The following is a 13994-nucleotide window of genomic DNA, read 5'->3' as shown; positions in this document are numbered from 1 at the left end:
GGGAAGACGTGAGCGACAACTCTGTAGTACTGCGGTACGGCGACGGCGAGTACACCTACCCGGTGGTTGACAGCACCGTCGGCGACAAGGGCTTCGACATCGGGAAGCTCCGCGCCCAGACCGGTCTGGTGACCCTGGACAGCGGATACGGCAACACTGCCGCCTACAAATCTGCCATTACTTACCTCGACGGCGAGGCGGGCATCCTTCGGTACCGCGGCTACCCGATCGAGCAGCTGGCGGAGCGCTCCACCTTCCTGGAGGTGGCGTATCTGCTGATCAACGGTGAGCTGCCGACCGTCGACGAGCTCACCACGTTCAAGAACGAGATCACGCGGCACACCCTGCTGCACGAGGACGTCAAGAACTTCTACCGGGGCTTCCCGCGCGACGCCCACCCGATGGCCATGCTGTCGTCGGTCGTCTCGGCGCTGTCCACCTTCTATCAGGACAGCCACAACCCGTTCGACGCGAAGCAGCGCGATCTCTCCACCATCCGGCTGCTCGCCAAGCTTCCGACGATCGCCGCGTACGCGTACAAGAAGTCGGTCGGCCACCCGTTCGTCTACCCGCGCAACGACCTCTCCTACGTGGAGAACTTCCTGCGCATGACGTTCTCGGTGCCGGCGCAGGACTACGAGCTCGACCCGGTCGTCGTCTCGGCGCTCGACAAGCTGCTGATCCTGCACGCCGACCACGAGCAGAACTGTTCGACGTCGACGGTCCGTCTGGTCGGCTCGTCGCAGGCGAACATGTTCGCGTCGATCTCCGCCGGTATCTCCGCCCTCTGGGGACCCCTGCACGGCGGCGCCAACCAGTCCGTCCTGGAGATGCTGGAGGGTATCCAGGCGAACGGCGGCGATGTCGACTCCTTCATCCGCAAGGTGAAGAACAAGGAGGACGGCGTCCGTCTGATGGGCTTCGGCCACCGGGTCTACAAGAGCTTCGACCCGCGCGCCAAGATCATCAAGGCTGCCGCCCACGATGTCCTCTCCGCCCTGGGCAAGTCCGACGAGCTGCTGGACATCGCCCTGAAGCTGGAGGAGCACGCGCTCTCCGACGACTACTTCGTCTCGCGCAACCTCTACCCGAACGTCGACTTCTACACCGGCCTGATCTACCGCGCCATGGGCTTCCCGACCGAGATGTTCACGGTCCTGTTCGCCCTCGGCCGGCTGCCGGGCTGGATCGCCCAGTGGCAGGAAATGATCAAGGAGCCGGGCTCCCGCATCGGCCGCCCGCGCCAGATCTACACGGGCGTCGTCGAGCGCGACTTCGTGCCGGTCGAGGAGCGCTGACACCAGCCGGTCACCGGTCAGGGGGCGCCGTCTCGTCGGTGCCCCCGCCGCACGGGCATAACAGAAGGCGCCCTGGAGCGCCGGTCCCCCCACGGGCCGGCGACCAGGGCGCCTTCCCGTGTCCCGGTGCGGATTCCCCCCACGGGATCCGGCCGGGCGCTCGGTGTGGCAGCGCCTGAATTCGCTGCTTTGAGCACAACGAGCAGAACTCGCCGTACTACACGTCGTACTGCATGTCGTGCTCCAGTGATGCCGTGCGATCTGCCGGGACCCGCACAGCACGGGAGGGCCGCTCAAAGCTTCCCGTCGTACGTGTCCCGGCAACGCATCTCTGAGGAAGTCCCCCAAGACATCCTCAGATGCCAGGTCAGCGCCCCCCAAGACGCTGGTCTGACATCGCCAACTTAGACCTTCGAACCCCTTCGATGGTTACGTTCGCATCACTGTGATCTGGGTCTCTTGCATATGTCCGTTAGATGCGCAAGAGCCCCGATACGGCGATCGGAGCTCAAGCGTAAGGATGATGCGCGAGCCTTGTGAAGAGCTTATGTGAGGTGCGCGTTGGACTCCAGGGGGACTTCCGCATCCGCTGCCGCGAACCGGCGGTAACTTCAGCGGAAGGTGCGCAGCCGCAGGCTGTTGGTCACCACGAACACGGACGAGAAGGCCATCGCTGCCCCCGCGATCATCGGATTGAGCAGCCCGGCGGCGGCCAGTGGGAGCGCGGCCACGTTGTAGCCGAAGGCCCACACGAGGTTGCCCTTGATGGTGGCGAGAGTCCGCCGGGAGAGCCGGATCGCGTCCGCCGCCACCCGCAGATCGCCGCGCACCAGGGTCAGATCGCCGGCCTCGATCGCCGCGTCCGTCCCCGTGCCCATCGCGAGCCCCAGATCGGCGGCGGCCAGTGCGGCCGCGTCGTTGACGCCGTCGCCGACCATGGCGACCGTGCGCCCCTCGCGCTGCAGCCGTCGTACGACGTCCACCTTCTCCTCGGGCAGCACCTCGGCGATGACCTCGTCGATCCCGGTCGCCCGGGCGACCGACTCGGCCACCGCCCGGTTGTCCCCGGTCAGCAGCACCGGCGTCAGCCCGAGCGCGCGCAGTTCGCGTACCGCCTCGGCGCTGGTCTCCTTGACCGTGTCGGCGACGGCGAGGACACCGCGCGCCTGCCCGTCCCAGCCGGCCAGGACCGCCGTACGACCCTCCCGCTCGGCCCGGGAACGGGCGGCGGCCAACTCCTCCGGTACGGCGTCGAAGAGGCGCCCCACAGCCACCTCGCGGCCGTCCACGCGCCCGCGTACGCCCTGCCCGGGTACGTTCTCGAAGTGCTCGGCCGGCGGCAGGGCCCCGACCCGCGCCTCGGCCCCCGCGGCGATCGCCCGTGCCACCGGATGTTCGGAGGCGTGTTCGAGTGCGCCCGCGAGCCGCAGCACCTCGTCCTTGTCGGCGCCTTCGGCGACGTACACCTCCTGGAGGCTCATCCGCCCGGTGGTCACCGTCCCGGTCTTGTCGAGTACGACGGTGTCGACCCGGCGCGTGGACTCCAGCACCTCCGGGCCCTTGATGAGGATGCCGAGCTGCGCGCCCCGCCCGGTGCCGACCATCAGCGCGGTCGGCGTGGCCAGGCCCAGGGCGCACGGGCAGGCGATGATCAGGACGGCGACGGCGGCCGTGAACGCGGCGGCCGTGTCACCGGTGAAGCCCAGCCAGATCCCGAAGGTGCCGAGCGCGATCAGGATGACGGCGGGGACGAAGACGGCGGATATCCGGTCGGCCAGCCGCTGCACCTCGGCCTTGCCGTTCTGCGCGTCCTCCACCAGCTTCGCCATCCGCGCGAGCCGGGTGTCGGCCCCGACCCGGCCGGCCTCGACGACCAGCCGGCCGCCCGCGTTGACGGTCGCGCCCGTGACGGCGTCGCCGACGCTCACGTCCACCGGCACGGACTCGCCGGTCAGCATGGACGCGTCCACGGCGGAGGCACCCTCGACCACGGTCCCGTCGGTCGCGATCTTCTCCCCGGGCCGTACGACGAACCGGTCGCCGGCCGCAAGGGACGCCACCGGAACCCGCACCTCGCGCCCGCCCCGCAGCACCGCCACATCCTTGGCGCCCAGCTCCATCAGCGCCCGCAGGGCGGCCCCCGCGCGCCGCTTGGAGCGGGCCTCCAGATAGCGGCCGAGCAGGATCAGCGCGACGACCCCGGAGGCGACTTCGAGGTAGATCGTGGACGCGCCCCCGATACCGCCCCCCGTGCCGCCGTCCATCCGCGAGACGGTGAACCGGAACTCGTCGTGCATGCCGGGCATGCCCGCGTCTCCGAAGAAGAGCGCCCACAGCGACCAGCCGAACGCGGCCAGCGTGCCGACCGAGACCAGGGTGTCCATGGTGGCCGCGCCGTGCCGGGCGTTGGTCCAGGCGGCCCGGTGGAACGGCAGGCCGCCCCAGACGACGACCGGAGCGGCGAGCGTCAGGGACAGCCACTGCCAGTTGTCGAACTGCCACGCCGGAACCATGGCGAGCAGCACGACCGGCGCGGCCAGCAGGGCGGAGACGAGCAGGCGCCGGCGGAGGGCGGCGAGTTCGGGATCTCGCTCGGGCCGGGCTTCCTGTTCAGGCTCCGGCTGGGGCGGCGCGGGCTCCTCGGCGGTGTACCCGGTCTTCACGACGGTGGCGATCAGATCGGCGACATGTACCCCCTCGGGGTATGTCACCCTCGCCTTCTCGGTCGCGTAGTTCACGGTGGCGGTGACGCCGTCCATGCGGTTGAGCTTCTTCTCGACCCGGGCGGCACAGGAGGCGCAGGTCATACCGCCGATGAGGAGCTCGACCTCGGCCGCCGGGGTGGTGGCCGGCTCGGCTATCTGTGTCTCTGCGGTGGTGGTGCTGGTCATGTCCGGACTCCAGACAACGGATTTGGACCGCACGGATCCAGTATCAGCTGGTCGGCACGGCCCGGCGGAGAGATGCGTTTCCGTCGTACGTACTGCTCGTGCTGCTCGTGCCCTTGACCTCAGATACGGCCGACGAGCTCGAAGCCCGCCTCGTCGACGGCGGTGCGGACCGCCTCCTCGTCGAGCGGGGCCGCGGAGACGACCGTGACCTCACCGCTGGCCGCGACGGCCTTCACCGAGCTGACGCCGGGCAGTTCGGCGATCTCGGCGGAGACGGAACCCTCGCAGTGTCCGCAGCTCATGCCGGTCACCTTGTAGACGGCGGTCACGGAACCGGGGGTGTCGGTCTGGGCGGTCATGTCGTTCTCCTCGTGGAGGCGTGTGGGGCCGGTGGGGCCCGCGAGGGAACCCCACTGTTTTCACACTATACCCCTAGGGGGTATTTCTCCAAGAGGAGTCCCGGCGCGCCAGCGAGCCGACCCAGGCGATGCCGAGCAGCGAGACGAGTACCAGCAGTCCGACCGAGAACAGTGTGAAGAGGTGCTCCTGTGTCGCGGTGGGGCGCGGGATGTACCCCTCGGCGAACAACTGCCTCTCCAGTCCGGTACCCGCCAGTTGCGCCACCAGCCAGATCGCGATGCCGTGCGTGGAGTCCCACAGGGCGTGCAGCAGGGCCACACCGAGACAGGTGCCCACGACCGGGCGGGTGAGGCGGAAGCGGCCGTTCGGGCGGCGGCGGGAGAGCAGGGCACCGCCGGCGATCGCCGTCCACAGGCCGTGCCCGAAGGGGGCCGGCACTCCGCGCAGTATCTCCGTCTCGATCAGCGCTCGCAGGTCGATGCCCTCGGTGGAGACCGCCGCGTTGAAGGCGTAGCCGGCGCTCTCCAGGGCCGCGAAGCCGAAGCCGACGGCGGCGCCGAGCACCAGCCCGGCCCGTATGCCCCGGATGCCGGGCAGCCGGCGCAGCACGAACATCAGCGCGCCGAGCTTCACCGCCTCCTCGATCAGGCCGACGGCCACGAACATCACCCAGGAGGGGTGGACCAGGTAGTACTCCATGACGGAGGCGCCCAGCACGCCGAGCGTGCCGCCGGTCAGGAAGCAGCCGAGGATCGCGCTGACGCCGAGGTCGCGGCCGTGCCGCTCGTACGCCCACAGCACGAAGGTGACCGGGACGAGAAAGCTGCCGAGCAGGATGAGCGTCGGCAGCAGCGTGGTGTTCTTCGTCGTGTACGTCACCACCGCGGTCAGCGCCCACAGGGCGAGCCCACCGCCGAGGCAGCGCTTCCACAGGCCGGCGCGGATACGGGGGTACGGCGGTGGCGGCTGCTGCGGACCGGGAATACGGGCCTGCGGCCGGCGGGGCGACGGAGAGTGGGTCACGGCGTGGTCCCCCTGGGGTGTCCTGCGGGTGCGGATGACGCTTGACGGGACGGGACTGGGGTGAACTGGTGCGATTACCCGCACTTTAGGCATATGCGTCGGATGTCGCAGTCCGAGGAGGGCGACGGGGCACCCCGTTACAGGCGATGCCACGCACGGAGCGGACGCGGTGAGGGCGCGCGGCGGGGCCGCCCCAACGGGCGCCGTGCCGTGCCGACATACGGCTCCGCCGCGCGCCTGACAGCCCCACGGTCGCCGTCCCTTCACCGCTGACCATGGCGGTGATCGGGGTGCGACCGGCCACGACAAGCCGGAACCGGCGCTGCACGACCGGCCCCTGCGCCGGGGGCCGGAACCGGCGCTGCACGACCGGCCCCTGCGCCGGGGGCCGGAACCGGCGCTGCACGGCCGCCCCCCGTGCGCAGCCGGAACCGCGGCTGCACGACCGCCCGCGTGCCGCCTAGCCTTCGCGTAGCCCCCGAAAGGAGCACGCGCGCATGCGAGCAGTCGTCTTCGAGCGCTACGGCACCCTCGCCGAAGTACGGGACGTCCCTGACCCCCACCCCACCCCGCACGGAGTGGTGGTCCGTGTCGAGGCCACCGGCCTGTGCCGGAGCGACTGGCACGGCTGGGCGGGGGACGACCCGGACATCACGCTTCCGCATGTGCCCGGTCATGAACTCGCCGGTGTGGTCGAGGCGGTCGGCGCCCAGGTGACCGGCCGGCGCCCCGGCGACCGGGTCACCGTCCCCTTCGTCTGCGCCTGCGGCAGCTGTCCGTCCTGCGCGGCCGGCGACCAGCAGGTCTGCGAACGCCAGACCCAGCCCGGCTTCACGCACTGGGGCTCCTTCGCCCAGTACGTGGCCCTGGACCACGCCGACGTCAACCTGGTGGCGATCCCGGAGGACATGGCGTACGCGACGGCGGCCTCCCTGGGCTGCCGCTTCGCCACGGCGTTCCGCGCGGTGGTGCAGCGGGGCAGGGTCGCGGCGGGGGAGTGGGTGTCGGTGTACGGCTGCGGAGGCGTGGGCCTGTCGGCGGTGATGATCGCGGCGGCCGCCGGAGCCCGGGTGGTGGCGATCGACGTATCGCCCCAAGCCCTGGACCTGGCAAGGAGGTTCGGCGCGGCACACTGCGTGGACGCGACGGACGGCGACGACCCGGCGGCGACGGTCCGCGAGCTGAGCGCCGGGGGAGCCCACCTCTCCCTGGACGCCCTCGGCTCACCGCCCACCGCCGCCGCCTCGGTCAACTCCCTTCGCCGCCGCGGCCGTCACGTCCAGGTGGGCCTGCTGCCCTCCCCGGACGGCAACACCCCCGTACCCCTGGCCCGCGCGATCGCCCTGGAACTCGAACTCCTGGGCAGCCACGGCATGGCGGCGCACGCCTACCCCGCCATGCTCGAACTGGTCCGCGCGGGCACCGTTCGCCCCGACCTCCTGGTGACCTCGACGATCACCCTGGACGCGGCTCCGCAGGCCCTGGCGGCGATGGGCGGGGCGCCGGGGGCGGGGGTGACGGTCATCGAGCCGTGGGTCTGAGCCTCCCGCGCCCTGCCCGCGACGGACCGGGCGGGCGCGGTTCAGATCTCTCTGCGGTTTCTGTTGCCCGGTCGGGAGGCGACCCAGGCCCGGACCGTGTCGGCGTACCAGTAGGGCTTGCCCCTCTCGACGTGGTCGGGTGGCGGGAGCAGCCCGTGTTTGCGATACGAGCGGACGGTGTCGGGCTGCACCCGGATGTGTGCCGCGATCTCCTTGTAGGACCAGAGCCGTCGGTCGGTCATGAGATGCACCTCCCTGCGCGCACCGCGGGGGCGACCGGAGTCGGTCGTCGGGGGGCCGGGCACTGCGCTGGCGATCACAAAGCCTGTGCCCGGTGAACGACGGAGAGTGACCGTGAGTCAGCGGCTGTGGACCTGATGTGACCGAGAGCCCGCGTAGGTGTGACATGTGTGACACAAGAGAGGCTTTTGTGACACGGCTGGGGCACAGGCGCGTGCCGGTGTGTCGGCGGGGCGCGTTGACATGCGGGCGAGCGGTGCGGACGGCCGGACCGCTCAGGGGCCGCCTCTCCGCCCACTCTCGTCCGAATGTCCGGACAAACCATTGACACGACCTCCTGTCCAGGACTACAAACCGGGGGAGAGCCGTGACGAAGGGAAGCCGATGGCGTACGACCTGATCACCATGGGGCGGATCGGGGTGGATCTCTATCCGCTCCAGACCGGTGTCCCGCTCGCCCAGGTGTCGTCCTTCGGCAAGTTCCTCGGCGGGTCGGCGACGAACGTGGCCGTGGCGGCCGCCCGCCTCGGCCGGAACACCGCCGTCATCACCCGCACCGGGGCGGACGCCTTCGGCGCCTATCTGCACGAGGCGCTGCGCGACTTCGGCGTGGACGACCGCTGGGTCACCGCCGTACCCGGGCTGAACACCCCGGTCACCTTCTGCGAGATCTTCCCGCCCGACGACTTCCCGCTGTACTTCTACCGGCAGCCCAAGGCCCCGGACCTGGAGATCGACGCCCACGACCTGGACCTCGACGCCGTCCGGGACGCCCGTATCTTCTGGGTCACCGGCACCGGCCTGAGCGAGGAGCCCAGCCGTACGGCGACCCTCGCGGCCCTCGCCCACCGGGCCAAGGCCGGGACCACCGTCTTCGACCTCGACTGGCGGCCGATGTTCTGGCAGGACCCGGACGCGGCCCGCCCCTTCTACGCCGAGGCCCTCAAGCACACCACCGTCGCCGTCGGCAATCTCGACGAGGTCGAGGTGGCGACCGGCGTGCGGGAGCCGCAGGCCGCCGCCCAGGCCCTCCTGGACGCCGGGGTCGAGATCGCCGTCGTCAAGCAGGGGCCCAAGGGCGTCCTCGCCGTCCACCGCGACGGCGACTCCGCCGAGGTGCCACCGCTGCCCGTGCACGTCCTCAACGGGCTCGGCGCCGGTGACGCCTTCGGCGGCTCCCTCTGCCACGGCCTCCTCGAAGGCTGGGACCTGGAGAAGATCATGCGGCACGCCAACGCGGCCGGCGCCATCGTCGCCTCCCGCCTGGAGTGCTCCTCCGCCATGCCGACCGGCGAAGAGATCGCGGCCGCGCTCGCCGCCGGAGCCGTGCTGTGAGGGCCGGCCGCGTCGCGGGCGCGCACCACGACGGCACAGCCCCCGCCAAGCAGCCGGGCGTGGACATCGCGGCCCTCGTCCACACCCGCACCCACCACCCCGAGGCCATCGCCGAGGCGGCCACGCGAAGAACCCGCCGTCCGCTCCTCAACGAGGACGGCAGGCTGATGATCGTCGCCGCCGACCACCCGGCCCGCGGCGCCCTCGGCGTGGGCGGCGACAAGCTCGCCATGGCCAACCGGGCGGAACTGCTGGAGCGGCTCTGCCTGGCCCTGTCCCGGCCCGGTGTCGACGGCGTCCTCGCCACCGCCGACATCCTCGACGACCTGCTGCTGCTCGGCGTCCTCGACGGCAAGGTCGTCATGGGCTCGATGAACCGCGGCGGACTGCAGGGCGCCCGCTTCGAACTCGACGACCGGTTCACCGGCCACCGCGCCGAGGACATACAGCGCCTCGGGTTCGACGCCGGCAAGCTGCTGCTGCGGATCGACTACGACGACCCGGGCTCCCTGACCACCCTGGAGTCCACCGCCCGCGCCATCGACGACATGGCCGCGCGCCGGCTCCCCGTCTTCGTCGAGCCGTTCATCAGCCGCCGCACCCCCGAGGGCAAGGTCAGCAACGACCTGTCCGCCGAGGCGGTCACCCGGTCCATCGCCATCGCCTCGGGTCTTGGCGGCACTTCGGCCTACACCTGGCTGAAGCTCCCCGTCACCGACAACCCCGACGACATGGCCCAGGTCATGGAGACGTCCAGCCTGCCCGCAGTGCTCCTGGGCGGGGAGGTCGGGGACGACCAGGACGGTGCGTACGAGAAGTGGCGCAGCGCCCTCCAACTCCCCACCGTGCGCGGCCTGGTGGTCGGCCGCTCGCTGCTGTACCCGGCGGACGGCGATGTGTCCGCCGCCGTGGACACCGCCGTAGGACTTCTGTGAGGCCCTGATGACGACCAACGAGCTGCACCTGAGCAAGGGTGCGACCGCGAACGCCCAGTACGCGCTCGACATCGACCCCAAGCGGGCCGGCTGGGCGCACAGCAGCCTCCGGATCGTCGAACTGCCGCCTGGCGGTAGCCACTTGTTCACCACCGGGGACAGTGAGTGGATCGTGCTTCCGCTACAAGGCGGTTGTACGGTGCAAACAGAGGGAACAGAGTTCCAGATCCTGGGCCGGGAGAGCGTGTTCGCCGGAGTCTCCGACTTCGTCTACGTGCCCCGGGACACCCAGGTCCAGATCGCCTCCGGCGCGGGAGGCCGCTTCGCCCTGGCAGGAGCGAAGTGCGAGCGACGACTCCCCGCCCGCTACGGCCCCGCGCCGGAGGTCCCCGTCGAAGACCGCGGCAGCGGCACCAGCGCCCGCCGGGTGCGCAACTTCGCCTCCGCCGACTCCTTCGACTGCGACAAGCTGATCGCCGTGGAGGTGATCACCCCCGGCGGCAACTGGTCCTCGTACCCGCCGCACAAGCACGACGAGCACCGGCCCGGCGAGGAGTCGGAGCTGGAGGAGATCTACTACTTCGAGATCGACGGACCGAACGGTTTCGGCTATCAGCGCGTATTCCCCTCCCGTGAGGGCGGTACGGACGTCCTCGCCGAGGTCCGCTCCGGCGACGCCGTGCTGGTCCCCGACGGATGGCACGGCCCGTCGATCGCGCAGCCCGGCCACGACATGTACTACCTGAACGTCATGGCGGGGCCCGGTGAGACGCGGGAGTGGCGGATCTGCTTCCACCCGGAACACACGGAGGGGTATCGATGACGATACGGCTCACCGTCGCGCAGGCGCTTGTCCGCTTCCTCACCGCCCAGTACACCGAACGGGACGGCGAGCGCAGCCGCCTGATCGGAGCCACCTGGGGCATCTTCGGCCACGGCAACGTGGCCGGCCTCGGCCAGGCGCTCCTGGAGTACGCGGACGACATGCCCTACCACCAGGGCCGTAACGAACAGGCCATGGTGCACGCGGCCGTCGGCTACGCGCGTCAGTCGAACCGGCTCGCCACGCACGCCGTCACCACCTCCATCGGCCCCGGCGCCACCAACCTGGTCACCGGCGCCGCCCTCGCGACGATCAACCACCTCCCGGTCCTGCTCCTTCCCGGCGACGTCTTCGCGACCCGCCCCGCCGACCCGGTCCTCCAGCAGCTCGAAGTACCGCACGCCGCCGATGTGTCGGTCAACGACACCCTGCGCCCGGTGTCGAGGTTCTTCGACCGGATCACCCGCCCCGAGCAGCTGATCCCGTCGGCCCTGCACGCCATGCGCGTGCTCACCGACCCCGTCGACACCGGCGCCGTGACCCTGGCGCTCCCGCAGGACGTCCAGGCCGAGGCGTACGACTGGCCGGCGGAGTTCTTCGCGGAGCGGGTGTGGACCGTACGGCGGCCGGGCGCCGACCCCGTCGAACTCGCCGCCGCCGTAAGGGCGATCAGGGATGCCCGCCGACCCCTGCTCATCGCGGGCGGCGGTGTCCACCACAGCCGCGCCGAAGCCGTCCTCGCCGAGTTCGCGGAGGCCACCCGCATCCCGGTCGCCGCCACCCAGGCCGGCAAGGGCTCGCTGCGCTGGGACCACCCGCAGGACGTCGGAGGCGTCGGCCACACCGGCGCCGCCACCGCCGACGAACTCGCCCGCACCGCCGACCTGGTGATCGGCGTCGGCACCCGCTACACCGACTTCACCACGGCCTCCGGCACCCTCTTCGAGAACCCGGACGTCCGCTTCCTCAACCTCAACATCGCGCCCTACGACGGTCACAAGCTCGCCGGCCTGCCCCTGATCGCCGACGCCCGCAGCGGCCTCGCCGAACTCACCCAGGCGCTGGTCCTGCACGACCACAGGGCGGCCGACTCGTACGTCACCGAGTACACCGAGGACAAGGAGCGCTGGGAACAGCGCGTCGACGCCTGCTACGAGGCCGAGGAACCGGACGTCCGGCCGACCCAGCCACAGGTCCTCGGCGCCCTGGACGCGCTCGTCGACGAGACGGACGTACTGGTCAACGCGGCCGGCTCCCTCCCCGGCGACCTGCACAGGATGTGGCGGACCCGGTCGCGGGACCAGTACCACGTGGAGTACGGCTACTCGTGCATGGGCTACGAGATCCCGGCCGCCATCGGGGTGAGACTCGCGGCGCCCGAGCGGAACGTCTGGGCGCTGGTCGGCGACGGCACGTATCTGATGATGCCGACCGAGATAGTGACCGCCGTGCAGGAGGGAACAGCCATCAAGGTGCTGCTGGTGCAGAACCACGGCTACGCCTCCATCGGCGGACTGTCCGAGTCGGTGGGCGGCGAGCGGTTCGGCACCGCGTACCGCTTCCCCGCGGGCGACGGCACCTTCACCGGCGCCCCGCTCCCCGTCGACCTCGCCGCCAACGCGGCCAGCCTCGGCATGCGCGTACTACGCGCCAAGACCGTCCGTGACCTGCGCTCGGCGCTCGCCGAGGCGCGGGCCGCCGACACTCCCACATGTGTCTACGTGGAGACCGAAACGGCCGACACTGTGTCGGGCCCGCCTCCCGCGCAGGCCTGGTGGGATGTACCTGTGGCCGAGACCGCGACCCGTTCGTCCGCGGTCAAGGCACGTGAGCTGTACGAACGGCACGTCTCCACCCGACGCCGCCATCTGTGAAGGAGTAACCGGTCATGACGAAGATCGTCAACCACTGGATCGGCGGCAAGTCCGTCGACGGCACGTCGGGCAACTTCGGGCCGGTCACCGACCCGGCCACCGGCGCGGTCACCACGAAGGTCGCGTTCGCGTCGGTCGACGAGGTCGACGCCGCGGTCGCCGCCGCCAAGGACGCCTACGCCTCCTGGGGCCAGTCCTCGCTGGCCAGGCGCACGGAGATTTTGTTCCGCTTCCGCGCCCTGCTGGACGCCAACCGGGACGCGATCGCCGAGCTGATCACCGCCGAGCACGGCAAGGTGCACAGCGACGCACTCGGCGAGGTCGCCCGCGGCCTGGAGATCGTGGACCTGGCCTGCGGTATCAGCGTGCAGTTGAAGGGCGAGCTGTCCACGCAGGTGGCGACCCGGGTGGACGTCTCCTCCATCCGGCAGCCGCTCGGTGTCGTCGCGGGCATCACGCCGTTCAACTTCCCGGCGATGGTCCCGATGTGGATGTTCCCGATGGCCATCGCGTGCGGCAACACCTTCGTGCTGAAGCCGAGCGAGAAGGACCCCTCCGCCTCCATCAAGATCGCCGAACTGCTGGCAGAGGCCGGTCTGCCCGACGGTGTCTTCAACGTCGTACATGGTGACAAGGTTGCGGTGGACCGCCTCCTGGAGCACCCGGACGTCAAGGCCGTCTCCTTCGTCGGCTCGACCCCGATCGCCCGCCACATCCACACCACCGCTTCCGCGAACCACAAGCGTGTGCAGGCCCTGGGCGGCGCCAAGAACCACATGCTGGTCCTGCCGGACGCCGACCTGGACGCGGCGGCCGACGCGGCCGTCTCCGCCGCCTACGGCTCGGCGGGCGAGCGCTGCATGGCCATCTCGGCGGTCGTCGCCGTCGGTGCGATCGGCGACGAACTGGTGGAGAAGATCCGCGAGCGCGCCGAGAAGATCAAGATCGGCCCCGGCAACGACCCGACGTCCGAGATGGGACCGCTGATCACGGCCGTGCACCGCGACAAGGTGGCCTCCTACGTCGAGGGCGCGGCTGCCGAGGGCTGCGAGGTCGTCCTGGACGGCACCGGCTACACGGTGGACGGCTTCGAGGACGGCCACTGGATCGGCATCTCGCTGCTGGACAAGGTGCCCACGTCCGCGAAGGCCTACCAGGACGAGATCTTCGGCCCGGTGCTGTGCGTGCTGCGCGTGGACACCTACGAAGACGGTGTGGCCCTCATCAACAGCTCGCCGTTCGGCAACGGCACCGCGATCTTCACCCGGGACGGCGGCGCGGCCCGACGCTTCCAGCTGGAGATCGAGGCCGGCATGGTCGGCGTGAACGTCCCGATCCCGGTCCCCGTCGGCTACCACAGCTTCGGCGGCTGGAAGGACTCCCTCTTCGGCGACCACCACATCTACGGCAATGACGGCACCCACTTCTACACCCGCGGCAAGGTCGTCACCACCCGCTGGCCCGACCCGTCCGAGGCCCCGGCCGGCGTCGACCTGGGCTTCCCCCGCAACCACTGATGTGACCGACTGACCCTGTCGAGGCCGTCCGGATACCGGACGGCCTCAACTTTTTTTGTAAGCCGTGCTGCGGTTCCCGTGGAGACGGGATGAAACGGATGACTTAAGTCTTCTTGATGCATGACCTTCGAAACCAAGGTCATGCGAACAAGAGGCT

Annotated in this window: 11 protein-coding genes; 7 read left to right on the top strand and 4 right to left on the bottom strand. The window is 70.5% G+C overall.

Going from position 1 to position 13994, the window contains the following annotated elements; genetic code table 11:
- The first annotated feature begins 8 nt into the window (after positions 1-8).
- Positions 9-1298, top strand: coding sequence for a citrate synthase (locus ABTY98_RS11625; protein WP_352220684.1), 1290 nt, complete (start codon positions 9-11; stop codon positions 1296-1298).
- A 611-nt stretch (positions 1299-1909) separates the two neighbouring features.
- Here the strand turns inward: ABTY98_RS11625 and ABTY98_RS11620 are convergent.
- The 3 genes from ABTY98_RS11620 to ABTY98_RS11610 form a co-directional block, all read right to left on the bottom strand.
- On the bottom strand, positions 1910-4189 hold the full coding sequence (locus ABTY98_RS11620) for a heavy metal translocating P-type ATPase (RefSeq protein WP_352220683.1): 2280 nt from the start codon (positions 4187-4189) through the stop codon (positions 1910-1912).
- Between the two features lie 119 nt (positions 4190-4308).
- On the bottom strand, positions 4309-4548 hold the full coding sequence (locus ABTY98_RS11615) for a heavy-metal-associated domain-containing protein (protein ID WP_352220682.1): 240 nt from the start codon (positions 4546-4548) through the stop codon (positions 4309-4311).
- Between the two features lie 73 nt (positions 4549-4621).
- Complete coding sequence (locus tag ABTY98_RS11610; protein WP_352220681.1) at positions 4622-5572, bottom strand: PrsW family intramembrane metalloprotease; 951 nt, start codon at positions 5570-5572, stop codon at positions 4622-4624.
- 497 nt (positions 5573-6069) lie between these two features.
- On the opposite strand from ABTY98_RS11610, the gene ABTY98_RS11605 reads away from it, so the two are divergent.
- On the top strand, positions 6070-7113 hold the full coding sequence (locus tag ABTY98_RS11605) for a zinc-dependent alcohol dehydrogenase family protein (RefSeq protein ID WP_352220680.1): 1044 nt from the start codon (positions 6070-6072) through the stop codon (positions 7111-7113).
- 41 nt (positions 7114-7154) lie between these two features.
- Here the strand turns inward: ABTY98_RS11605 and ABTY98_RS11600 are convergent, their stop codons facing one another.
- On the bottom strand, positions 7155-7355 hold the full coding sequence (locus tag ABTY98_RS11600; protein ID WP_352220679.1) for a helix-turn-helix transcriptional regulator: 201 nt from the start codon (positions 7353-7355) through the stop codon (positions 7155-7157).
- 382 nt (positions 7356-7737) lie between these two features.
- Here ABTY98_RS11600 and iolC point away from each other — a divergent pair, with 382 nt between their 5' ends.
- The 5 genes from iolC to mmsA are packed head-to-tail and all read left to right on the top strand — an operon-like array spanning position 7738 to position 13837.
- Positions 7738-8688, top strand: a complete 951-nt coding sequence (iolC, locus tag ABTY98_RS11595; protein WP_352220678.1) for a 5-dehydro-2-deoxygluconokinase — start codon at positions 7738-7740, stop codon at positions 8686-8688.
- A gap of 59 nt (positions 8689-8747) precedes the next feature.
- Positions 8748-9623 (top strand): Cgl0159 family (beta/alpha)8-fold protein, encoded by an 876-nt coding sequence (locus ABTY98_RS11590; RefSeq protein ID WP_352220781.1) that lies wholly within the window; start codon positions 8748-8750, stop codon positions 9621-9623.
- Between the two features lie 7 nt (positions 9624-9630).
- The gene (gene iolB, locus ABTY98_RS11585; protein ID WP_352220677.1) at positions 9631-10446 is read left to right on the top strand and encodes a 5-deoxy-glucuronate isomerase; all 816 of its coding nucleotides are present in this window, start codon (positions 9631-9633) and stop codon (positions 10444-10446) included.
- On the top strand, positions 10443-12320 hold the full coding sequence (gene iolD / locus ABTY98_RS11580) for a 3D-(3,5/4)-trihydroxycyclohexane-1,2-dione acylhydrolase (decyclizing) (RefSeq protein ID WP_352220676.1): 1878 nt from the start codon (positions 10443-10445) through the stop codon (positions 12318-12320). Before iolB ends, iolD begins: the two co-directional genes overlap by 4 nt.
- A gap of 14 nt (positions 12321-12334) precedes the next feature.
- Positions 12335-13837, top strand: coding sequence for a CoA-acylating methylmalonate-semialdehyde dehydrogenase (gene mmsA / locus ABTY98_RS11575; protein ID WP_352220675.1), 1503 nt, complete (start codon positions 12335-12337; stop codon positions 13835-13837).
- Positions 13838-13994: the final 157 nt, after the last annotated feature.

The sequence above is a fragment of the Streptomyces sp. NPDC096040 genome (assembly GCF_040303265.1).
Lineage (GTDB): Bacteria > Actinomycetota > Actinomycetes > Streptomycetales > Streptomycetaceae > Streptomyces.
This window is presented reverse-complemented; position numbering and strand designations above follow the sequence as displayed.

Bases quoted from the DNA above. Each gene is read 5' to 3' on its own strand.
- ABTY98_RS11615 (WP_352220682.1), bottom strand. From the start codon at position 4,548: ATGACCGCCCAGACCGACACCCCCGGTTCCGTGACCGCCGTCTACAAG.
- iolC (WP_352220678.1), top strand. From the start codon at position 7,738: ATGGCGTACGACCTGATCACCATGGGGCGGATCGGGGTGGATCTCTAT.
- ABTY98_RS11605 (WP_352220680.1), top strand. From the start codon at position 6,070: ATGCGAGCAGTCGTCTTCGAGCGCTACGGCACCCTCGCCGAAGTACGG.
- iolB (WP_352220677.1), top strand. From the start codon at position 9,631: ATGACGACCAACGAGCTGCACCTGAGCAAGGGTGCGACCGCGAACGCC.
- mmsA (WP_352220675.1), top strand. From the start codon at position 12,335: ATGACGAAGATCGTCAACCACTGGATCGGCGGCAAGTCCGTCGACGGC.
- iolD (WP_352220676.1), top strand. From the start codon at position 10,443: ATGACGATACGGCTCACCGTCGCGCAGGCGCTTGTCCGCTTCCTCACC.
- ABTY98_RS11600 (WP_352220679.1), bottom strand. From the start codon at position 7,355: ATGACCGACCGACGGCTCTGGTCCTACAAGGAGATCGCGGCACACATC.
- ABTY98_RS11620 (WP_352220683.1), bottom strand. From the start codon at position 4,189: ATGACCAGCACCACCACCGCAGAGACACAGATAGCCGAGCCGGCCACC.